Origin of the sequence: Bacterioplanoides sp. (genome assembly GCF_965226395.1) — a bacterium.
In the GTDB taxonomy this organism is placed as follows: domain Bacteria; phylum Pseudomonadota; class Gammaproteobacteria; order Pseudomonadales; family Oceanobacteraceae; genus Bacterioplanoides.
This window is the reverse complement of record NZ_OZ245358.1, coordinates 1782900-1804885: the sequence shown is the minus strand read 5'-3', so window position 1 is coordinate 1804885 and position 21986 is coordinate 1782900. Positions and strand designations below refer to the sequence as shown.

Below are 21986 nucleotides of genomic sequence, written 5' to 3'. Positions count from 1 at the left end.
CGTTATCTTCTGAGAGCCTGTTGTGAGAAGCAGGAATCAGTCTTCCTTACGCACCACTTCCATCGCATCCACATTCTGGAAGCCACGCGGTAGTTTATTACCACGGCGGCCACGTTCACCCTGGTAATGCTCCAGGTCGGCAAACTTGAGTTTCATATGACGCTTACCGGCGTATACCAGAATGGTGTCGTCTTCGCTGAAGGCGACACAAGCGACCATTAATTCTTCCCGGGCGGCAGCCTTGGCTGAATTAATATTAATCATCTTATTGCCTTTACCACGCGCCATCACGGGTACATCGGCGGCTGGGAACACCAGCATACGGCCTTCGTTACTGACCGCGGCAATCCAGCTTTTTTCCGGATTGATAATTTTTGCAGGAATTAACACCCGGGCGTTATCCGGCACCGTCAGCAGGTTTTTACCGGCTTTATTTTTACTCTGCATATCGCCGAGGTTAGCAATAAAGCCGTAGCCCGCATCCGTTGCCATCAGGTACTGATCGGAGTCTGGCCCCATCACTAACCCAAGGAATTGTGCACCCGTCGGTATGGTTAAGCGGCCACTTAATGGCTCGCCCTGACCCCGGGCCGATGGCAAGGTGTGTGCTGGTAGCGCATAGGAGCGACCCGTGCTGTCGATAAAGACGGCGTTCTGATTACTCTTACCCGGAGCCGATAATAAATATTGGTCACCGGATTTATAATTCAGATTTTCGGCATCGATATCATGGCCTTTGGCCGCACGTACCCAACCTTTTTCCGACAGCACCACAGTGATGGATTCTGCCGATACCAGTTCAGTTTCTGAGAAAGCTTTGGCTTCACCACGAACGACAACAGGCGAACGGCGATCATCGCCGTATTTTTCTGCGTCTGCGGTTAATTCTTTTTTGATCAGCGTTTTTAAACGACGCTCAGAACCCAAGGTTTTTTCTAACGAGTCACGCTCTTTTTCTAACTCGTCCTGCTCACCACGGATTTTCATTTCTTCCAGCTTGGCAAGGTGACGTAATTTTAATTCAAGGATGGCTTCGGCCTGAATATCCGACACACCAAAACGCTGCATCAGCACCGCTTTGGGCTCGTCTTCGGTACGGATGATTTCAATCACTTCGTCGATATTCAGGAAGGCCACCAGCATACCTTCAAGGATATGCAGTCGCGCTAATACTTTATCCAGGCGATGTTGCAAACGACGACGGACAGTACCGGTACGATACTCCAACCACTCCGTTAACATCATTTGCAGGTTTTTCACCTGCGGGCGGCCATCCAAACCAATCACGTTCATATTCACGCGATAGTTTTTTTCCAGATCGGTGGTGGCAAATAAATGCGCCATCACCGCATCGGTATCGACGCGATTAGATTTAGGAACAATCACTAATCGGGTTGGATTTTCATGATCCGATTCGTCGCGCAGATCCGTAACCAATGGCAGCTTTTTCGCCGTCATTTGTGCCGCGATTTGCTCCAGAATTTTTGCCCCAGATACTTGGTGTGGTAACGCCGTCACCACGATATCGCCATCTTCCACGGTGTAGACCGCGCGCATTTTTACGCTGCCTTTGCCGCTGCGATATAACTTACGCAGATCATCTTTGGGGGTGATGATTTCGGCATCGGTTGGGAAATCAGGGGCCTGAACGTGCTCACATAACGCATCAATATCGGCTTTAGGGTCATCCAATAAATGGATACAGGCACTCGCCACTTCGCGCACATTATGCGGCGGAATATCGGTCGCCATCCCCACCGCGATTCCAGTCGTGCCATTTAACAGAATATTCGGCAAACGCGCTGGTAAGGTGCTGGGTTCATCCATGGTGCCGTCAAAGTTCGGCTGCCATTCCACCGTGCCCTGGCCTAACTCACTCAACAGCACTTCGGCGTAACCGGCTAACTTGGCTTCGGTATAACGCATGGCAGCGAAGGATTTAGGATCGTCCGGTGCACCCCAGTTGCCCTGACCGTCCACTAATGGGTAGCGGTAGGAAAATGGCTGGGCCATCAGCACCATGGCTTCGTAACAAGCACTGTCGCCGTGCGGATGGTATTTACCCAATACGTCACCCACGGTACGGGCTGACTTCTTGTATTTGGCGGTGTGCTTCAGCCCCAACTCGCTCATGGCGTAGACGATACGGCGTTGAACCGGCTTCAGGCCATCGCCCACATGGGGTAATGCGCGGTCGAGAATCACGTACATGGAATAATTCAGGTACGCGTTTTCGGTATATTGTTTCAGCGACTGGCGTTCAACGCCGTCGTCTGTGTAACTGATCTGATCCGTCATAAGACTCGCAATCAATAGAATTCATCGAACAAAGTTGGTGCTGATTGTGACCCAGTCGCCAGCCTTGAGCAATGCCAGCGTTACGCAATCCTTACCCGAATCGACACAAGCGCAGAAACCATGACATTCAGCATCACTCAAGGGGTTATTGTTGGTTTATACTCGCCGTATCAAACAGCCGTTAACCACATGTTTAGCATAAGGAATCATCATGTTGCGTTTTTATAAGTTCGGGGCGGCGTATCTGTTCTCCGGGCTGTTTCATATTATTGCCATTACTCTGGTTGTTTCTTCATTTCAGATCTTCCTCGGAGGGCTGGCAGATCCGGATGTCGATATGGTCACTCTGGTGATTAAGTCGATTAATACTCTGGTGATTGCGCTGGCGATGTATGAGCTGGGGCTGGGGGTGGGCAAGGAGTACACCGCCGAAGAAAACGGCGGCAATATCTTTCAGACCATGCGCCGTACCATCACCCGTTTTGTTGGTACCGTGTGTATTGCACTGGTGCTGGAAGCACTGATTATGATCATCAAATACAGTCAGCTGGAATTAGCCGGCAACCTGTATTATCCGGTGGCGATTCTGGTCGCCTGTGCATTATTGCTGCTGGCCCTGGGCGGCTTTTTATCACTGACCCGTAAGGATTAAGGCTAACCTGCCTGAATCAAAGGCGCGACTGCATCATTGGCAGTAGCGCCGGAAAAAACGTGAGGCATCCATAGGGGCAGAATAATAAAAGCCCTGCACCCACTCACACCCCAGTCGTTTCAATGTTTGCTCCTGTTCCCGGTTTTCCACTCCTTCAGCAATCACGGTAAGTCCGAGGCTTTTTGCCATCAGAATAATGGCCCGGGCAATCTCATAGTCACTGACATCGTCGTTAATATCGCGCACAAACGACTGATCGATTTTCAGCACATTCAGCGGCAGAGCTTTGATTTTACTGAGGCTGGAATAACCGGTACCAAAATCGTCAATCGCAAACTCAATGCCGATCTGATGCAGTCGCTGCAATTGCTGCGACACTTCAGTGGTGACCGACATCATCAGTGATTCTGTCACTTCCAACTCCAGCCACTGCGGATCAAATTCCAGACGCTGCAACAAAGCAATAATCTGATCGGCAAACTGAGCGCTGAACTGCATGGCCGACACGTTCACTGCCACCCGATCCAGCGGCACGCCTTGTTTTTTCCAGCTGAGAAACTGCAGGCAGGCAGTTTCAATAACCCACAGGCCTAGTTCGGTCATCAGGCCACTGGTTTCGGCAATTGGAATAAAGTCATGAGGAGAGATATTACCACGCTGTGGGTGAGACCAGCGCACCAGCGCTTCGATCCGCCGCGGGTGGTTTTCGCCCAGACGAAACTGCGGCTGATACACCAGAGAGAACTCACCACGATCAAAAGCCAGGCGTAAATCCTGCTCCAGACTGCGATAAGAATGTTGATTCTGACTCAGTTCTTCACGGAAGACATAATAACGATTGCGTCCTTCTCCCTTGGCCGCCTGCAAAGCCGAGTCAGCATCCCGGATTAACTGATCTGGCGTGGCGGCATGATCCGGAAAATAACTGATACCGGCGCTGGTGAAGACAGTGACCTGATGGCTTTGCAGCTGATAGGGTTTGGCAATGGTTTCCAGTAATTGCTGGCATTTTTTCTCAATTTCCACCCGGGAATTCATCTGCGTCAGCACCACCACAAACTCATCACCACCCAAGCGGGCACAGATGTCCGACTCGCGCACACTTTCACGCAGCCGTTGGGCCACATCCTTTAATAAAACATCACCAATCGCATGACCGAGGGTGTCGTTGATGTGTTTAAAACGATCAAGATCAAGAAAGATAACCGCCAATAACTCACTGTCGCGTTTGCTGAGTTGCAGGGCATAGTCGAGACGTTCCGCCAGGCGTAAGCGATTCGGCAGATTGGTGAGCGGATCGTGATAGGCAATGTGTTGCAGGTTTTCTTCACTCTGGCGCTGCAGCGTAATATCCCGGCAATAACCCAGTACACCAATACAGTCGCCGTTATGGTCAAACAGCGGCGACTTATGCGTCTCCATCAGGCGATGATTGCCATCCCCGCCTTCGACCCATTCCTCATTAACCTTGGAACGACCGGCTTCGATGGCTTCACGATCCATCTGCCGGAAAAAGCGCGATGTTTCATGATCAAAAATTTCAAAGTCGGTTTTGCCAAGCAGATCTTCCACCCGGCCTCCCATAAAATCGGAGAAGCGGGTATTGCCGTGGCGATAAATGCCTTCGTTATCTTTATAAAAAATAATCTCTGGCAGAGCATTTAACATGCTGCTGATCAGCTCAGTTCTGGAATCCAGCAGCCGTTCGGATGCTTTGCGACGCTGAACCTGTTTACCGGCCCAGAAGAATAAAGCGCTGAATAACAGCAGTAATAACATGCCCAGCAGCAGGCACAGCCAGTGATTGGTTGAGGAGAGTGGAGCAGATGCTGAGACTTCCATTTCCCAGGCGCAGACACCAGCAGCATACAACAGCCCGCCAAGGCCGAGAAAATACGATGCCAAACGTTGTACCTGCATGGGTCATTCCTTCCGTGTCAGACAGTGGTCACGCAGCGATCAGGCCGGTGACCGGAGGAATAGGCTCAGGCGATTTCGACCTCGTTACCACGGGTTTCTAACCAGCTCTTGCGATCAGACGCCCGTTTCTTCGCCAGCAACATATCCATCAATTCATTAGTACCATCACCCGGCTCCAGTGACAATTGCACCAGACGGCGGGTATTCGGGTCCATCGTGGTTTCACGCAACTGCATTGGGTTCATTTCACCCAAACCTTTAAAGCGCTGCACATTCACCTTACCGCGTTTTTTCTCGGCTTTGATGCGCTCCAGCACACCGGCTTTTTCCGCCTCATCCAGGGCGTAATACACATCCTTGCCCACATCAATACGGTACAGCGGCGGCATCGCTACAAACACATGACCTTCTGCCACCAGCTTACGGAAATGACGAACAAACAAGGCGCATAACAGTGTCGCAATGTGTAATCCGTCCGAGTCGGCATCCGCCAGAATACAGATTTTGCCGTAACGTAACCCATCTAGGTTATCGGTCGCGGGATCAATTCCTAAAGCCACAGCAATATTATGGACTTCCTCCGAGGCCAGAATCTCTCCGGAATCCACTTCCCAGGTATTCAAGATCTTGCCTCTCAGCGGCATGATGGCCTGAAACTCACGGTCACGCGCCTGTTTGGCCGAACCACCAGCCGAGTCCCCTTCCACCAGAAACAGTTCGGTGCGTTCACTGTCCTGGCCAGTACAGTCCGCCAGCTTCCCTGGCAGAGCCGGGCCCTGAGTGATCTTTTTGCGCGCTACTTTTTTCGATTTGCGTAACCGACTCTGAGCGCTGGAGATCGCCATTTCAGCCAGCAATTCCGCTTCGGCGGTGTGTTCGTTTAACCACAGCGCAAACGAATCTTTCACCACACCAGAGATAAAGGATGACGCTTCGCGCGACGATAAGCGCTCTTTGGTTTGCCCGGCAAACTGTGGATCAGCTAATTTGGCCGATAACACATAAGAGCAACGCTCCCATAAATCATCCGGGGTTAATTTCACACCACGCGGCAATAAATTGCGGAATTCACAAAACTCACGCAGCGCGTCTAATAAACCGGAACGGAAACCGTTAACGTGGGTTCCGCCCTGAGCCGTGGGAATCAGGTTAACGTAACTCTCCTGACACAACTCGCCACCTTCCGGCAGCCATTGCACCGCCCAGTCCACACCTTCTGTTTCGCCGGTCATGGTGCCGGTAAACGGCTCGGCGGGCAGGGTTTCGTAACCGGTAGAGCTGACTTTTAAATAATCTTTCAGGCCGTCTTCGTAGTACCACTCGGCACTGTCTTCGGCATTGGGCGCATTAAATTTAATGCGCAGCCCCGGACACAATACCGCTTTGGCACGCAGTACGTGTTTTAACCGGGGCACTGAGAACTTCGACGAATCAAAGTATTGCGGGTCTGGCAGGAAACGGACACTGGTACCGGTGCGCTTTTTGCCACAACTATCAACGACCTGCAGATCCAGCGCCTTGTCACCGTTCTGGAAACCAATACGCTGTACCTGGCCATCACGCCAGATGGTCACTTCCAGCACTTTGGATAAGGCATTCACCACCGACACACCAACACCGTGCAAACCACCGGAGAACTGGTAATTATCGTTGGAGAATTTACCACCCGCGTGCAGCTGGGTCAGAATCAGTTCAACACCAGAGACACCATGCTCCGGGTGAATATCGGTAGGCATACCACGGCCATCATCCAGCACGGTCATGGAACCATCGCCGTGCAGGGTGACTTCGATGGTGCTGGCATGACCGGCTAACGCTTCGTCCACCGAGTTATCAATTACTTCCTGCGCCAGATGATTCGGCCGAGTGGTATCGGTGTACATACCGGGGCGTTTACGAACCGGGTCTAAGCCACTTAAAACTTCAATCGAAGAGGCGGTATATTGTTTGGTCGTCATGAGTGTCAGTTTATCAATCCAGAATTCGTCCAGTATAACCGCGACGGCGCTAATTCCTAATGCAATTACACATGCAGTTGCTACTGCCGGTTTGCCAGCCACGCCAGATAGCGATCGAGCGGAATCGGCTTCTGATAATAAAACCCCTGAACAATATGGCAGCCCTGTTCGTGTAGCAGAGTTTCAACAGCTGCCGACTCAACCCCCTCGGCCACCACTTTTAAGCCCATGCTTTTGGCCATTTCAATGGTGGTTTTCACAATGGTGTGATGACGCGGAGAGACATCCATATCCGACACAAAACTTTTATCAATTTTCAGCTCGGTAAACGGCAGCTCTGAGATATAAAACAGCGACGAATAACCGGTACCATAATCATCAATGGCTATCTGAACCCCCATCGCAGCCAATGCATGCAGACTCTCGGTTAACAGATGAAAATCGTTCACCGTGGCCGATTCCGTTAACTCAAACGTCAGGTTCGACAGAGGAAAACGATGGCGTTGCAGAATCGTCTGCACATTGTCGAGAAAGCCCGGCTCGGCAATGTCTTTGCCACTGATGTTCACCGACACATTATGTTGCTCATGCCCCAGTGCCGAAAAGACCTCCAGATCCTGACAAGCGCGGTCAATCACCCAGAGAGTAATCTCATTAATGATGCCGGTATCTTCTGCCAGCGGAATAAACTCAACCGGTGGGATATAACCCAGCTCCGGGTGTCGCCAGCGCAATAACGCTTCCGAACCGTCCACCTGACCGCTGTTCAGATCAACCTGTGGCTGGTGATACAAAGACAGCTCATTACGCCGCAATGCCGCCTGTAAACTCGCCGCCAACGATAACCGCTGAGCAAAACTGTACGCCTGATCGGCATGATAAAACGCGATACCGGCGGGTAAATATTTGGCTTGTTCCAACGCTTGCTGTGCTTGTTTCAGTACATCCAGCGCCTGCTCGTCATTGTGATAACCAAAATCCGACAAGCCAAAGCGCAGTGCCAGTGCAATATACAATTCACCAATCTGAGCACCGGATGACAGCTGTTGCTGAATACTCTGAAGCGCTTCGCTGTTGCCGTTCGCATCGTCGGTAATCAGTAGCGCCAGCAAACCATCTTTCAGACGCGCCAGTTTATGCACCTGTGGTGGTTCATCTTCCAACACCTGAAACTGCGGTTGAAATAACAACTCCCGATTCACTACCCGGGCGATCATCACCATCAGATCGTTAGTATCTGTGGTGCTGATATACGGCTGCAATGCGGAAAAGTCAGCCACTTCAATCAGGCAGACAGCAAACGGCTGGCGGTTATGTACCAAGGCTTTAATGCGGTGTTCCAACAGAGTGGCATTCGGCAGGCGGGTACCCGGATCATGTATCGCATTAAACAGCGCTTGTTCTTTTTTGTACTGCATACGATTGGCAAGACCCATGGCCATCAGCACCACTTCGATCGAAACACCAATCATCATCGAATGCAGGGTCAGAAACGTGCCTTCAATCACGCCGGTTAAGCTCATCGGCTGAATCGCTCCTCCCACCACCAGAGGAATCCACGACAACAGGTAATAACGTGCCCAGCGCTGCTTACGTTTGAATTGGCGGAACAGAAACAGTCCAATCAGCGGATATAAAAATGCCAGCGCAACAAAGAAAACCGGCGCCGCCAGATATTCCGGTACAACCAGAAAAATAACCGCCAGAGCAATCAACAATTGGATATAACGAACACACCAGCGAACAATACGGCTTTGCTTATCCGTGGCATCAAAAAACAGCAGGGCAAACGACAAGGTGCAAATCACCACCGACAGATTGACCGACACAATATGCAGGCGCAGCCAGCGCATCGCGGTTTCCGGAAAGATATAGTGACCAAAACCCATCACCACACCCAGCATCATCAACACCGAGACGATATAACCGATATAAACCAGGTAGACGCCGTCTTTCAGGCCCGCATACAACACCAGATTAAACAGCGACATCACCACCAGCACGCCAACAAAGCTACCCCATAATAAAAAGGTCATTTGTGTCAGGCTGGTGAAATCATCTTTGTAGTAGATATCCACCGGTGTTTTGGCAATACCTGCCGTGGCGATACGCACCACCAGCTGCATACTGGCTCCGGCTGGCAGAGTCATTTCGTAAGCAGGGATAGCACGTTGTTTGACTGTCAGTTCAGTTGCTTGCCAACCCAACTTAGCTGTCTGCCATTGCGGCTCATTAATTTGGCGATGATAAACCGTCAGCTGCTCAAGCATTGGATTGGAGAAGTGCGCCACCAGCGTCTGAGCGTGGGTCGTTGAATTGTGAAGATTCAGTCGCAGCCAATAAGCCTGCTGGCCGAACCCCCAGGGAACCTGTTCAAGGTTTCTGTCTGTTGCAAAAGCCGGGTCACGCATCACCTCGGGCAAAGTCAGACTGTGACCCGGGTCTACCAGATAACCTTCCGTGATCTTAATTCCCGTGCTATCGCCTTTCAGCACCGCCTGGGTCGGATCAGCAATCACCACGACATAGCGATACACCAGCATACTCAGCAGCGCCAGCAACAAAAATGCAAACACACGTTTTATGGTGCTTCTGTTCTGCACACGACCACCATTGTGAACCCCATTTACACAGGCTAGCACAGCCGCAGGGTGGCTATGGACAAATATCGCCACTAAGCGCAAAGAGTCAGGACTGTCTGGAGCTAGCTTTCATAATGCTGGCGAACAAATTCCAGCACCATCGGCATCCGCTCAATAAAACGCTCAAAGCTGTGATTGCCACCACCTTCAAGCCAAGCTGGGCAGCGTTGGTAAAGCTGCGCTGCCTGACGGTAATCCAGTGTTTCATCACCGGTCTGCAACAGCAGCAACAGATGTTGTGGTGAACTCAGGCGCTCGATATTCAGAGCCCGTAACTGAGCAATATGTGTCATCGTCAGTTCGTGGACAGCGCCGGTATAGAAGTGGGTATTAGGGCCAAGATAATCGGCAAACAAATCAAACGGGCGTACCGCCGGGTTAATCAACACCGCGGGTAATTGATATTTTTCAGCCAGATAGGTGGCATAAAAACCGCCCAGAGAGCTGCCAATCAGATACACCTGATCATGCTGTTGTTGCAGCTGTTTTAAAGTGCTTTCGGCTAACTGCATCGCCTGTTCCGGCGCAAAAGGCAGTTCAGGGATCACCAGTGAATCGTGTGGCAAGTGGTGCTGGTAGTAGGCTTCCAGCTGTTGCGCTTTTTGCGATAAAGGCGAGCTCAGAAAACCGTGTAAATAGAGACAAGCTGACAAAATGAACCTCAAACGTTAACTGGTTTAATACCCTTTAACGGAATAATCCACTTCAAATTCAATATCATCAACCCGGCTGACGACCGTATCAATGCGACCATCGGCGTGTAATGTCAGTTGGCGATAACCCGGTGCCCGGTGATCCACCGAGAAATTATGAGTATGAGGCTCAAACTGCACACACGTAGACGGGGTGGATAATAACCGTACATCACCGCGCATCCGGTCACTGTCCTGATGCACATGGCCCCAGAGCACCGCGCGAACATTGTCATGACGATCAATAACCTGCCAGAAATCGGCGGCATTATTGATGCCGATGCCGTCAATCCAGTCGCACTCCATCTCGACCGGGTGATGGTGAAAACACACCAGCGTATGACGCTGCGGCTGTTGTGATAACGCCTGCTCCAGCAACTGCAGCTGGTCATCAGCCAGATGTCCATAGACCTTACCCGGTACCTGCGAATTCAGCATAATGATCTGCCAGTGCGGGGTATGAATCAGACGTTCAAGATGTTGATTACCGCTCTGCTGCGGATCAACCATACGGTTCAGATGAGTGGGATTATCATGATTGCCTTCGAGCCAGAAGGAAGGGCAAGAAAATGCAGTCAGTGCTCGCTGCAGATGCTGGTACGACTGCAGCGAGCCATCCTGAGACAAGTCTCCGGTCACCAGCAGTGCATCCAGATGAGATTGCTCCGTGCGCACACGATCCAGCACACATTGCAGGCTATGCAGTGTCTGCATTCCCAGCAAATGGCCATCTTCCGGTTCATTCAGATGGGTATCTGTGATCTGAACCAGATGAACGGAATCGTTAGTCTTCAGTGAGAACACGTCTGCGCCCACTCCCTTTTATTGTTAGCACGTTCCACTTTATACAAGCCAGGCTCAAGTCAACTGAGATCTGGTTCACATTTTTGTGGTGATTTCGTCGTTTTTTACCGCGTTTTACAAACTTCAGCTGTAATCCGGCATAAATTCAAACGGCGTATCCACATGACCATAGTGTAGGCAATGATCCAGCCAGTCTGCCAGAAATCGATTTAACTGCAGTTTCTCATCCGGCAAACGCATGGTTGGGTTGGGGTATTGGTAACGACCTTCAAAACGTTTCTGGTTCTGATAGCTCAGCACCTCGGCCATATTGGCGTCGTGATACAAGCGGACTTGCATGCGTGGGGGCTGAATCCACTCCGGGCTCAGCCCCTGCTGAATAATTTCCAGCATCGTGGTGTAGGGATGTACTTCTTCAACGCGAATGACAATCCGCGCCTGATGTTCAGAGGAACCACTGATAATAAACGCACGCTCGCTGCCTGCTTCCATTTGCGGAAACAGTTTAAAAAAGCGCAGGAAATTTTTTTCTGCCAGCGATGACAACTCCTGCAAATCGGGAACATATCGTTTTTTGCGTAACAAGCCAGACTCCGTTTACGTCAGCCACTCAGCCAAACATTCAATAAATCAAACAGCAGGCGCAGACTAACCAGAGAAGCTGACTGAGGGAAATAAAAAATGTAACTAACCAGCGAGTCACTTATCGCCATACGGGCTATCGCAAACAAGGACTCTCAGAAAAACAGCACCAGAGAATACGCTATTAAGCAGTCTGACAACGCATGGGGTTTTCGATCTCGCAGTCATGCTTTACTCTCTAGCTTGTTGACTCTTGTGTTAACCCCGATTGTTGAAAACATTAATTCAGCAGAGTACCCGGACCCTTGCACAGTCTGTCTTTAATTCTGGAACAATAAAGGCATTTTTAGCCTTATTTATTCTGCTAGAATCAAGCCACTTTATTTCACATGGATGCCAAAGGCCCGACCTTATGAAAAAAATCCTGACCCTCAGCGCTGCCGTATTAGCCAGCAGCCTGTCGCACGCCGCCGACCTTAGCACCATTTATCAGTATGCGGTCAGCAACGATGCCGAAATTGCCACCGCCCGGGCCAATCGTCAGGCCAACAGCTATAACGTCGGAACCGCCCGTGGTGGTTTATTGCCCCAGGCAAGCCTGAACTACAGCATCACTCAGATTGATGTGGAATCGGATTTACCCGCTGGCAGCATTGGCACCGAAGAACGTGATTACGAACAGAGTCAGTTACAGCTGCAAGCTTCTCAGGCACTGTTTAACCTGAACAGCTGGTACACCTATCAGGCTGCGGTTGCTGGCGATGATGTCGCCGGTTACCAGTTACAGCTGGCAGAACAGCAGTTACTGCTGCGCAGTGCCCAGAGCTATTTCAATGTTTTGCGTGCGCAAGACAACCTTTCTGCTGCCCAGGCAGAAGAGAAAGCCGTTAAGCGCTCACTGGAGCAAACCAAACAACGCTTTGATGTCGGTTTAATTGCAATCACTGAAGTACACGAAGCGCAGGCCGGTTATGACTTAAGTTATGTCAACCTGCTGGGTCAGGAAGCCAACCTGGATATCAGCTACGAAGCACTGGAGCGTTTAACCGGTACCTATTTTGATACCGTGACACCATTGCGTCCTGAAGTAACGATGGAGATGCCTCAACCAGCGGTTGCTGATGAATGGCTGGCGTCTGGCATGGCCAAATACGCAGGGTTACGTCTGGCCGAAGCCAACAAAGAAGCTGTGCGCATGCAACGTAATGCCACGCGCTCCAATCATTTACCATCAGTGAATCTGGTAGCGTCTTATACCGATGGCGATCAACCATCCTTTACTAGCGACGACACTTACAATCAGGAAACCACCGCCATTGGAGTACAGTTATCGGTGCCGCTGTTGGCGGGTGGCTCGTTATACAGCCAGAGCAAACAAGCAGCGAAACAGTTTGCCGCGTCAGAGTATCAGCTGGAAAACGAACGTCGTACGGTTAAGCAGAACATCCGCAGTTTGTTCCGCCTGATTAAAACCGATGTGCTGAATGTGAAAGCCCGTAAACAAGCAATTGTCTCGGCTGAGAGTGCACTGGAAGCCACCGAAACCGGTTATGAAGTGGGTACCCGGAATATTGTTGAAGTGCTGGATGCCCAGCGCAACCTGTTCCGTGCTCAGAGCGATTATGCCAATGCCCGTTACGATTATATTGAGAACCTGCTGAACCTGAAGTTTTTTGCCGGTACCCTGAATGCCAAAGACATTGACATGTTAAACGGCTGGCTGGCACAGCCCGCTGCGGCACCACAAACGGCACCGTCAGCAACTCAGGATCCGTCGGCCACACAAAGCTAACGGTTTGGTTGCTGATATAAAATGTTGATATAAAAAAACGGAGCTAACATCAGTCAGCTCCGTTTTTTTATGTTCGGGTCTCAGTCTTCAGCAAGCTTAGCTGGCGCTTTCAGCCTTAATAAAACGCTGCATATGGAAAATACCAAAGATAAAAATCTGCAGCGCATCCGCCGCCGGGCTTTTACTGCGATCTTTTAACGCCACCCAGAAATACCCCACTTCCAGCACATGAACCGCCGCCACGGCAAGCGCAACGGTAGGTAATAACCCTAACCAGTCCGGCCAGTTCTGCAGCCAGGCCAGTCCGGCCAGCAGCCAGAAAATTACCATTACTACTTTATTCATCATCACCATAGTCATTTCCTCTGCGCGATCGTTATTATTGATTGCCCGGCATCATGGCCGAAGATGCCGCAGCTGTCTGGGTGCAAAGACGTCAAACTGACAACCTCCCCAGCATGAATTTGCCGCTAAGCCTACCGCCAGCGCCTGACTCAGCACAAGACATTCTCCCGGTGGCTGGGTAAAATGCCTGCAACGTTATTTCCTGACCCGTACAAACACGAGTCTCAGGCCCGAACAAGAAGGTCATCATGTCAGACAATAAAACACACTTTGGTTATCAGACCGTTGATTCCGAAAAGAAGCAGGCCATGGTGGCCGATGTTTTTCACTCGGTGGCGGCAAAATACGATGTGATGAATGACCTGATGTCATTCGGTGTGCATCGTTTATGGAAGCGTTTCACCATTGATATGAGTGGTGTGCGCCCGGGCGACCAGGTACTGGATCTGGCCGGTGGTACCGGTGACCTGACCAAGAAGTTCTCCAAAATTGTTGGCCCTAGCGGCGGTGTGGTGCTGGCTGACATCAACTCATCGATGCTGAATGTCGGCCGTGATCGCCTGACCGACCAGGGCTATGTTGGTAATATCGACTACGTTCAGGCCAACGCCGAATGCCTGCCATTTGCCGATAACTCGTTTGATGTGATTACCATTGCCTTTGGCTTGCGTAATGTTACCGACAAAGACAAAGCGCTGCGTTCAATGGCGCGGGTATTAAAACCCGGTGGCCGCTTGCTGGTGCTGGAGTTCTCCAAACCGACCAATCCGCTGATGAGCAAAGCCTACGATCTGTATTCCTTCACCGCATTGCCGTTTATGGGCAAGGTCGTCGCTAACGACTCTGAAAGCTATAAATACCTGGCCGAATCCATCCGTATGCACCCGGATCAGGAAACCCTGAAAGGTATGATGGAAGACGCCGGTCTGGTGCGCTGCACTTACCACAATATGACCAGTGGCGTTGTGGCGTTACACCGCGGCATCAAACCGTAAGAGGAATCGCCATTGATGGGCGCACTCACCAAGCTGATCAGCCATTTGGGCAATAACCCCACCCTGCTACAGGGTGCACTGGTGCCGATAGAAGCAGCGGTTAACCGCTTGCTGCAACAAGACCCCGCCGCGTTACAGGTTTTTGCCACACACGCCGGGCGACTGGTGTGTGTGCAGATCGATTCCTTTAATAGTGTCTACCTGCGTTTATCCGCTCAGGGGTTAGGCCTGAGCCTGCACAATGAAGCTCAGCCGGATGTCACCATGAGCGGCTCACTGGCCGACTTTATTGCCCTCGCCAAAGCCGACAACAAAGCCAATCAACTGATCAACAGCGCCATTGATATGGACGGTGACACTGAGCTGTCCATCACCTTGACCAAGGTGCTGCAGCAACTGGATATTGATTGGGAAGCGCTGATTCAGCCATTAACCGGTGGCCTGCTGGCACATCAGCTGGGCAAAGGTGTACGTGGGCTGATGAAATGGGGCCGCTCAACCCAGGCGACCTATACCGTTGCGGCAAAAGAATATCTCGAAGATGAAGCTCAGCTGGTTACCCCAGAACCACAACTCAGTGAGTTTGCCAGCCAGGTTGATGAATTGCGCTTAGCCGCCGATCGCCTTCAGGCCCGTATCACTTTCTTAGAATCTTAATTACTTCAGGACTTCCCGTATGGCCAACCTCTGGCGACTGTGGAAAATTCTTTTTATCTTCACCAAATACCGTCTCGACAGTCTGGTACCGGTAGAACAGCTGCCGCTGTCACTGCGAATTGCTTTATGGCTGGCACCCTGGCGGTTAAATCCGGTCCCCAGCAAGCTTAATCGTGGTGCGCGACTGCGCTTGGCACTCGAAGCGCTTGGGCCGATCTTTGTAAAATTCGGCCAGATTTTATCAACCCGCCCGGATCTGATCCCCGACGACATTGTTAAAGAGTTACGCCGTTTACAGGATGACGTACCGCCGTTCGACAGTGATTTAGCCATTGCCTTAATTGAAGATCAGCTGGGTCAAAAGATTGAGCAGTTGTTTTCAGAATTCTCACCACAACCATTAGCTTCCGCCTCCATTGCTCAGGTCCATACCGCACGCTTGCCACAAGACAGTGAATACGGCGATCAAGAAGTGGTGGTTAAAGTGGTTCGCCCGGGTATTGAAAACACCATCGAGCGCGACCTGCAACTGCTGGAGCTGATGGCAAAACTATTAGTGAAATATTCTGCTGATGGCCGTCGCCTGAAACCATTAGAAGTGGTAGAAGATTACCGCCACACCATTTATGGCGAACTGAACTTACAAATTGAAGCCTCCAACGCCACCCAACTGAAACGTAATTTTGCCGATTCAGACAGCCTCTACTTGCCTGAAGTTTTCTGGGAATATTGCCGCAGTAAAGTCATGGTGAGCGAGCGTATTTATGGCATCCAGGTGGCGGATGTTGAACAGCTGAATGCCCAGAACACCAATATGAAAGTGTTGGCCGAGCGGGGGGTGGAAATCTTTTTTACTCAGGTATTCCGCGACAGTTTCTTTCATGCCGATATGCACCCGGGCAATATCTTTGTTTCGCGCAACAATCCGGCTGCACCGCAATACATTGCTATTGATTGTGGCATTGTGGGCACCTTAACCGAAGAAGATCAGCATTATCTGGCGATGAATCTGCTGGCCTTTTTTAATCAGGATTATCATCAGGTCGCGCAATTACATATTGATTCCGGTTGGGTACCGCCCAGTACCAAAGTGCATGAATTTGCTGCGGCCATTCGTAGCGTTTGTGAGCCTATTTTTGATAAACCGTTGGCCGAGATTTCCTTTGGTCAGGTGCTGATTCAGTTATTCAGTACCGCTCGCCGCTTTAATATGGAAGTGCAGCCACAGTTGGTGCTGTTGCAGAAAACCCTGCTGAATATTGAAGGCCTCGGTCGCCAGCTTTATCCGCAACTGGATTTATGGAGCACAGCCAAACCGTACCTGGAACGCTGGATGCGCGACCGTTTTGGTCCGAAAGCCGCTTATCAGGAATTAAAACGTCAGCTGCCCGGCTGGATCGAAAAAGCGCCACAAATCCCTGGCCTGGTTCATGGCGCTTTATCTCGTTTAAACCATATGGATGAGAATCAGCAATCGCTGCAGCAGGAAATTGTGCAACTGCATCAGGCGCTGCAACAGCAACAAATTCAGAAACGCCATCAGACATTGGGTACCTTAACCACAATGGCCGGATTGTTCAGTTGGTGGCAGGCCTTTACACTGGGCATTCCTGAAGTTGCCGGTTTATCGTTAACCGGCATTGGAATTCTTTGGTTATTAATAAAGGCTTAAGCAACAATCATCGAGTTTTATTCTGGATTTAAATGCGTTATTAAAACAAAGCGGAAGTAGTGGTCTACTTCCGCTTTTTTTGTATTAGTTCCCTCCATTTTTTTATTTATTGCGTTTTTTGCCACGACTACAAAACGGCAAAAAATATCCCGAAAAATAATTTTTTTATTTTTTGAACTCTTCGCCTGAAGCCTGCCTCTTACCCGACGTGCACACAACAACAACGATACTTTTGGACAGGATAGGAATCACACCATGATTAAAAAATTAGCCACTGCAGTGGGTTTAATTGCTGCGGCCACCGCAGCACACGCAGAATTAGAAATTACGCTGACCAATGCCACACAGGGTGTTTACTTCACCCCGGTTTTTGCGGCTGCGCACAGCAATACCTTTAAATTGTTCACCGCCGGTGAAGAAGCCTCTGATCAACTGGAAGAAATGGCAGAAGGTGGCGATATCTCTGGTTTAGTTACACTGGCAACCAATGCTTCGGCCAATGTATCCGACGGTGGTGACAGCGGCGCTCCAGGCGCTTCTAACGGCCCGGTTGCTCCAGGTGAAATCAAAACCTTCACCATTAAGCCAGACGCTGGTAACGAGTACCTGTCACTGGCAGCCATGTTACTGCCAACCAACGATGGCTTTGTGACTCTGAACAACTGGAAAATTCCAACAGAGCCAGGCACTTACACCGTTAATCTGAACGCTTACGATTCAGGCACAGAATACAACGATGAACTGGCCAGCTCTCAGCCAAACCCTCCGTTCCTGATGACCTTTGGTAACCCGGGTGGTAACGGCGTTGTGACTTCTGGCGGTACGGGTGTTGGCCCAACCGGTGATGAAAACGGTGTGGTTCATATCCACCGTGGTAACCTGGGTGACCTGGATGCAAGCGGCGGCGCTTCTGATATCGACAGCTCAAAACACCGCTGGTTAAACCCGGTTGCTCGCTTAAAAGTTGTTGTTAAATAAGCCGTTAAGCAAGGAGAACCACAATGGGTTTACGTACTTTAAAACAAATAGCGGTATTACCGCTGATCAGCGCCATGCTGGTCGCTTGTGGCGGTGATGACGACGATGATAATGATCCGGCACCACAAACGAGTCAGGTTCAGTTGCAAATTTCTCTGACCAACCTGACCTCAGGTCAGCCTCAGACTCCGGCTGCAGTGATTGTTCACCGCCGTGGCTACCTGGCCTTTAACGAAGGTGAAGCCGCGTCGGTTGAGCTGGAAGATCTGGCAGAAAGTGGCTCACCAGCAGCGCTGTTAACGGCGGCAGGCAGCAATGCTGCGGTATTAAAAACGTATGCTGGTCCGGCCGTTGTACCTCCGGGTGGCAACCGTACCTTTACTATGACGCTAGACGGTGTTTCGTCAACCGAAGGTCTGTATCTGACGGGTCTGACAATGCTGGCGAATACCAACGATGCGTTCACCGGTGTGAACAATGTCTTGCTGGGCAACATGGCTGTGGGTGACACCATGCGCTGGAACGGCCCGGTTTGGGATGCTGGCACCGAAGCGAATACCGAAACGGCGGCAACCATGCCAGGACCTGCCGCTAACGGTGAAGGTACCAATGTTGCGCGTGATGATCTGTTGAACAAAGTCACCTTCCACCAGGGGGTTCTGACCAAAGATCAGGGTTTAGCCTCCTCAGCGCTGGACCACACGCACCGCTTTGATCAGCCTGCTGTTGCGATTCGTGTAACCCGCGTTCAGTAAGAGCTTGCCTGATAGGCTGTAATAAGAAGACCGGCACCTGATAAGGTGCCGGTCTTTTTTGTTTTTGCCAGCTTGTGCATAACAGTCAACTTCCACATAGCAAACTCATACGGTATCCTGCATCGCCTGTATTCAGCTTGTTGATCCACATCAGGGCGCAAGCGCATAGGATGTAAGAGAACAACATGAGCAACTGGTTAGACGCGGTTAAATGGGATAAAGATGGTTTGGTTCCGGCCATTGCCCAGGATCACAAAAGCGGCCGTATTTTAATGATGGCCTGGATGAATCGTGAAGCACTGGAACTGACCGCCAAAGAAAACCGTGCCATTTATTACTCCCGTTCACGCCAGAAACTATGGCGTAAAGGTGAAGAGTCGGGCCATGTGCAGCAGCTGCACGAACTGCGCCTGGATTGTGATGCCGACGTGGTCGTGATGCAGGTAGAACAGATCGGCGGCATCGCTTGCCATACCGGCCGCGAGAGCTGCTTCTATCAGGTGTATCAGGATGGTGAATGGATCGCTGTTGATCCGGTGCTAAAAGACCCGAAAGACATTTATTAACACTTTCGGCCGAACCCATATTAATGAAAATGAAACAGCTATGAGCGATATTCTCTCGGCCCTGGGCGATATTCTGGAAGAGCGTAAAGGCGCCTCCAAAGACTCTTCCTATGTAGCCAGCCTGTATCACAAAGGCCTGAACAAGATTCTGGAGAAGGTGGGTGAAGAAGCCACCGAAACAATTTTGGCTGCCAAAGACGCCGAAATCAGTGGTGATAACCAAGACGTTATCTACGAGACCGCCGATTTATGGTTTCATAGCCTGGTGGCACTGGCGCAACTTGGGGAGCGTCCGGAAGCCGTGATCAACGAACTGGCTCGCCGCTTTGATATGTCCGGGCTGGAAGAAAAAGCGTCCCGTACGCCTAAAGATTAAACATTTATAAATAAGCACTCTCACCAGAAGTGCAACAAGAAGAGGAAATCTCATGCTTAGTGGTATCAGCATCTGGCAATTATTAATTGTACTGGCCATCGTCATTATGATTTTTGGCACCAAAAAACTGCGTTCTCTGGGCGGTGATTTAGGCGGTGCAGTGAAAGGCTTCAAAAAAGCCATGAACGAAGAACCGGCTGAGAAAAAAGACGAAGAAGCAAAAAACCTGACTCATGAAAAAGCCGATGAGTTAGAGAAAGACGCTGACTTTGCTGAAACCAAGACCGCTCAAAAAAGCGCAGAGCAATCTGCCGACAAAAAAGACCAATAAGATAACGACTGATGTTTGATATTGGTTTTCTTGAATTAATGGTGGTCGCCATTCTGGGTTTGCTGGTTCTGGGCCCGGAGCGACTGCCAAAAGCAGCCCGCAGTCTGGGTTTGTTGATTGGTAAAGTGCGTCGCACCATGAGCAATATCCAGGATGATCTGGAGCGCCATGCCCGTACTGAAGAGCTGCGGGAAAAATTAAAAGACCCGTACGCCACCTTTATGGACGACGACCAAAAACAGAAGACGGCGACCAGTGCCTCAGCAGATAGTAATAACGCGCATTCGGCTGAAGCATCGACCTCATCAGCAGCTTCTGCAACAAACCCACCAACCCCTTCATCCGCCACCGCAGACTCCACTGCCAACGATAAAAAATCTTTATGAGTACAGATCAGGAACAACCGCTCGTTTCGCATCTGATCGAGCTGCGTAATCGCTTATTAAAATCCGTGCTGCTGGTACTGGCGTTGTTTTTAAGCATGTTTTATTTCGCCAATGATTTGTACCTGATCATGGTTGAGCCACTATCAAATCTGCTCCCCAACACTGGCGATATGATTGCCACCGGCGTTGCTTCTCCCTTTTTAGTGCCGTTTAAAATGACCATGGTGCTGGCGATTTTATTAGCCATCCCGTTTATTCTGTATCAGATCTGGTCGTTTATTGCTCCAGGGCTGTATCAGCATGAGAAGAAGTTTGGCATTCCGCTGTTAATCTCCAGCATTATTTTATTTTATGCCGGAATCGCCTTTGCCTACTTTGTGGTGCTGCCACTGGTGTTTGGTTTCTTTACTGCCACTGGCCCTGACGGTGTATCGTTTTTACCCGATATTGCCAACATCCTGAATTTTATTCTTAAGATCTTTTTTGCTTTTGGTATCGCTTTTGAAATTCCGATTGCCACCTTTCTGATGGTATTAACCGGCATGACAACGGTGCAATCATTAAGCGAGAAGCGTCCGTATATTTTCCTTGGCTGTTTTGTGGTTGGCATGCTGGTGACACCACCGGATGTAATTTCACAAACCGTGCTGGCATTGCCGATGTACTCGTTATTTGAAATTGGTGTGTTGTTCTCGCGTATGATTAAACCGCGAGATAATGACGAAGAAGATCAAGGCGATAACTCGATTGCCGGCTAAATAAACAGAAGTGGCTTAAACAGACTACAACCGCCAGCGATGTGACAGGTTAAGACCAAACACCTGATCCGACACCACATCGCTGAATCCTTTGCCGACTGAGCCAGACAATGACCAGTCGCGATTAATACGCCAATACCCATTTAACGAGCCGGAGCGCACGTCATCCACAGCGCCAGCTGAGGCTTGCTTGGCATAATAAGAAGCGCCAATACCAACCCGCCGTTCGGGGAAGAACATGGTCGATAAGCGGATATAATTACGCGCATTATTGGCCGCATTCTGTTTGTGGGTGCGCCAATGTCGGCCCAATGTCATGCTCAGTGACAGCTGATCAAAATGCTGGCTGCGTTGTATTGCTGCAAACCATTCATGACGACCATTGGAAAAACCATCTTCATCATCCGCCAGCGGGATTTTCCAGCGCCCGGAAGCACGCCATAAACCGCCGTTCTGGCGATAATAAGAGGTTTGTTTGGGCCATTGATAACTGACTTTGATATTCGGGTCACCAAAGCCACGGCGCTCTTCATTACGCTCAATAAATTCGCGGATTAAAAAACCATCATCATCCTCGTATTCATCAATCAGTAATGTGCGCGGGCCGGTTTGCGATAGATACGCCTGACTAAACCCTAACTGCCATTGAGATCGTTGATAGTTAATCGATAACTGGTTCACCAGTGTTTCGGTTTCAATGTCAGACTCACGGCCATAATCACCGGAGAAGTGGTAGGTCGACCAGTTAAGCTTTAGTTGTTCGCGAGCTTCTGCCCAAGTGTTCATCAACAACAGTAAACAAAGCGCACGAACAAACAACATCATAC

The 21986-nt window shown here is 50.3% G+C and carries 21 protein-coding genes; 12 read left to right on the top strand and 9 right to left on the bottom strand.

The window, feature by feature from the left end; all coding sequences use genetic code 11:
- Positions 1 to 36: 36 nt before the first annotated feature.
- Positions 37 to 2298 (bottom strand): DNA topoisomerase IV subunit A, encoded by a 2262-nt coding sequence (parC, locus tag ACO05E_RS08205; RefSeq protein WP_419812493.1) that lies wholly within the window; start codon positions 2296 to 2298, stop codon positions 37 to 39.
- 211 nt (positions 2299 to 2509) lie between these two features.
- On the opposite strand from parC, the gene ACO05E_RS08200 reads away from it, so the two are divergent.
- Positions 2510 to 2950: a hypothetical protein gene (locus ACO05E_RS08200; RefSeq protein ID WP_419812492.1), complete on the top strand. Its 441-nt coding sequence runs from the start codon at positions 2510 to 2512 to the stop codon at positions 2948 to 2950.
- Between the two features lie 33 nt (positions 2951 to 2983).
- On the opposite strand, the gene ACO05E_RS08195 is transcribed toward ACO05E_RS08200, so the two are convergent.
- From ACO05E_RS08195 to ACO05E_RS08170, 6 genes are all read right to left on the bottom strand, one after another.
- Positions 2984 to 4870: a putative bifunctional diguanylate cyclase/phosphodiesterase gene (locus ACO05E_RS08195; RefSeq protein WP_419812491.1), complete on the bottom strand. Its 1887-nt coding sequence runs from the start codon at positions 4868 to 4870 to the stop codon at positions 2984 to 2986.
- Positions 4871 to 4935: 65 nt separating this feature from the next.
- Positions 4936 to 6828 carry a DNA topoisomerase IV subunit B gene (gene parE, locus ACO05E_RS08190; protein ID WP_419812490.1) on the bottom strand — a complete coding sequence of 631 codons (1893 nt, stop codon included), beginning with the start codon at positions 6826 to 6828 and terminating at the stop codon, positions 4936 to 4938.
- 80 nt (positions 6829 to 6908) lie between these two features.
- Positions 6909 to 9404, bottom strand: coding sequence for an EAL domain-containing protein (locus tag ACO05E_RS08185; RefSeq protein ID WP_419812489.1), 2496 nt, complete (start codon positions 9402 to 9404; stop codon positions 6909 to 6911).
- Positions 9405 to 9532: 128 nt separating this feature from the next.
- The gene (locus ACO05E_RS08180; RefSeq protein WP_419812488.1) at positions 9533 to 10123 is read right to left on the bottom strand and encodes a YqiA/YcfP family alpha/beta fold hydrolase; all 591 of its coding nucleotides are present in this window, start codon (positions 10121 to 10123) and stop codon (positions 9533 to 9535) included.
- A gap of 24 nt (positions 10124 to 10147) precedes the next feature.
- Positions 10148 to 10966, bottom strand: a complete 819-nt coding sequence (cpdA, locus tag ACO05E_RS08175; RefSeq protein WP_419812487.1) for a 3',5'-cyclic-AMP phosphodiesterase — start codon at positions 10964 to 10966, stop codon at positions 10148 to 10150.
- Between the two features lie 123 nt (positions 10967 to 11089).
- Positions 11090 to 11551 (bottom strand): DUF1249 domain-containing protein, encoded by a 462-nt coding sequence (locus ACO05E_RS08170; protein ID WP_419812486.1) that lies wholly within the window; start codon positions 11549 to 11551, stop codon positions 11090 to 11092.
- Positions 11552 to 11960: 409 nt separating this feature from the next.
- Between ACO05E_RS08170 and ACO05E_RS08165 the strand changes: the two genes are divergently transcribed.
- A complete protein-coding gene (locus tag ACO05E_RS08165) occupies positions 11961 to 13340 on the top strand; it encodes a TolC family outer membrane protein (RefSeq protein ID WP_419812485.1) in 1380 nt (459 codons plus the stop codon).
- A gap of 96 nt (positions 13341 to 13436) precedes the next feature.
- On the opposite strand, the gene ACO05E_RS08160 is transcribed toward ACO05E_RS08165, so the two are convergent.
- Positions 13437 to 13694 carry a DUF1145 domain-containing protein gene (locus tag ACO05E_RS08160; protein ID WP_419812484.1) on the bottom strand — a complete coding sequence of 86 codons (258 nt, stop codon included), beginning with the start codon at positions 13692 to 13694 and terminating at the stop codon, positions 13437 to 13439.
- Between the two features lie 239 nt (positions 13695 to 13933).
- Between ACO05E_RS08160 and ubiE the strand changes: the two genes are divergently transcribed.
- The 10 genes from ubiE to tatC all read left to right on the top strand — a co-directional run bounded on the left by ubiE (position 13934) and on the right by tatC (position 21159).
- Positions 13934 to 14680 carry a bifunctional demethylmenaquinone methyltransferase/2-methoxy-6-polyprenyl-1,4-benzoquinol methylase UbiE gene (ubiE, locus tag ACO05E_RS08155; protein WP_419812483.1) on the top strand — a complete coding sequence of 249 codons (747 nt, stop codon included), beginning with the start codon at positions 13934 to 13936 and terminating at the stop codon, positions 14678 to 14680.
- A 15-nt stretch (positions 14681 to 14695) separates the two neighbouring features.
- On the top strand, positions 14696 to 15337 hold the full coding sequence (locus ACO05E_RS08150; RefSeq protein ID WP_419812482.1) for a ubiquinone biosynthesis accessory factor UbiJ: 642 nt from the start codon (positions 14696 to 14698) through the stop codon (positions 15335 to 15337).
- Positions 15338 to 15356: 19 nt separating this feature from the next.
- Positions 15357 to 17009, top strand: a complete 1653-nt coding sequence (gene ubiB, locus ACO05E_RS08145; RefSeq protein ID WP_419812481.1) for a ubiquinone biosynthesis regulatory protein kinase UbiB — start codon at positions 15357 to 15359, stop codon at positions 17007 to 17009.
- A gap of 255 nt (positions 17010 to 17264) precedes the next feature.
- Positions 17265 to 17987, top strand: coding sequence for a spondin domain-containing protein (locus ACO05E_RS08140; protein WP_419812480.1), 723 nt, complete (start codon positions 17265 to 17267; stop codon positions 17985 to 17987).
- Positions 17988 to 18010: 23 nt separating this feature from the next.
- Positions 18011 to 18742 (top strand): spondin domain-containing protein, encoded by a 732-nt coding sequence (locus tag ACO05E_RS08135; protein ID WP_419812479.1) that lies wholly within the window; start codon positions 18011 to 18013, stop codon positions 18740 to 18742.
- 185 nt (positions 18743 to 18927) lie between these two features.
- Positions 18928 to 19308: a phosphoribosyl-AMP cyclohydrolase gene (hisI, locus tag ACO05E_RS08130; RefSeq protein ID WP_419812478.1), complete on the top strand. Its 381-nt coding sequence runs from the start codon at positions 18928 to 18930 to the stop codon at positions 19306 to 19308.
- A 40-nt stretch (positions 19309 to 19348) separates the two neighbouring features.
- A complete protein-coding gene (locus ACO05E_RS08125; RefSeq protein ID WP_419812477.1) occupies positions 19349 to 19684 on the top strand; it encodes a phosphoribosyl-ATP diphosphatase in 336 nt (111 codons plus the stop codon).
- Between the two features lie 52 nt (positions 19685 to 19736).
- A complete protein-coding gene (gene tatA / locus ACO05E_RS08120; RefSeq protein WP_419812476.1) occupies positions 19737 to 20015 on the top strand; it encodes a Sec-independent protein translocase subunit TatA in 279 nt (92 codons plus the stop codon).
- Between the two features lie 11 nt (positions 20016 to 20026).
- A complete protein-coding gene (gene tatB / locus ACO05E_RS08115; protein ID WP_419812475.1) occupies positions 20027 to 20401 on the top strand; it encodes a Sec-independent protein translocase protein TatB in 375 nt (124 codons plus the stop codon).
- On the top strand, positions 20398 to 21159 hold the full coding sequence (tatC, locus tag ACO05E_RS08110; protein WP_419812474.1) for a twin-arginine translocase subunit TatC: 762 nt from the start codon (positions 20398 to 20400) through the stop codon (positions 21157 to 21159). The genes tatB and tatC overlap by 4 nt, the downstream gene beginning before the upstream one ends.
- Positions 21160 to 21183: 24 nt before the next feature.
- On the opposite strand, the gene ACO05E_RS08105 is transcribed toward tatC, so the two are convergent.
- Positions 21184 to 21984: a hypothetical protein gene (locus tag ACO05E_RS08105; RefSeq protein WP_419812473.1), complete on the bottom strand. Its 801-nt coding sequence runs from the start codon at positions 21982 to 21984 to the stop codon at positions 21184 to 21186.
- Positions 21985 to 21986: the final 2 nt, after the last annotated feature.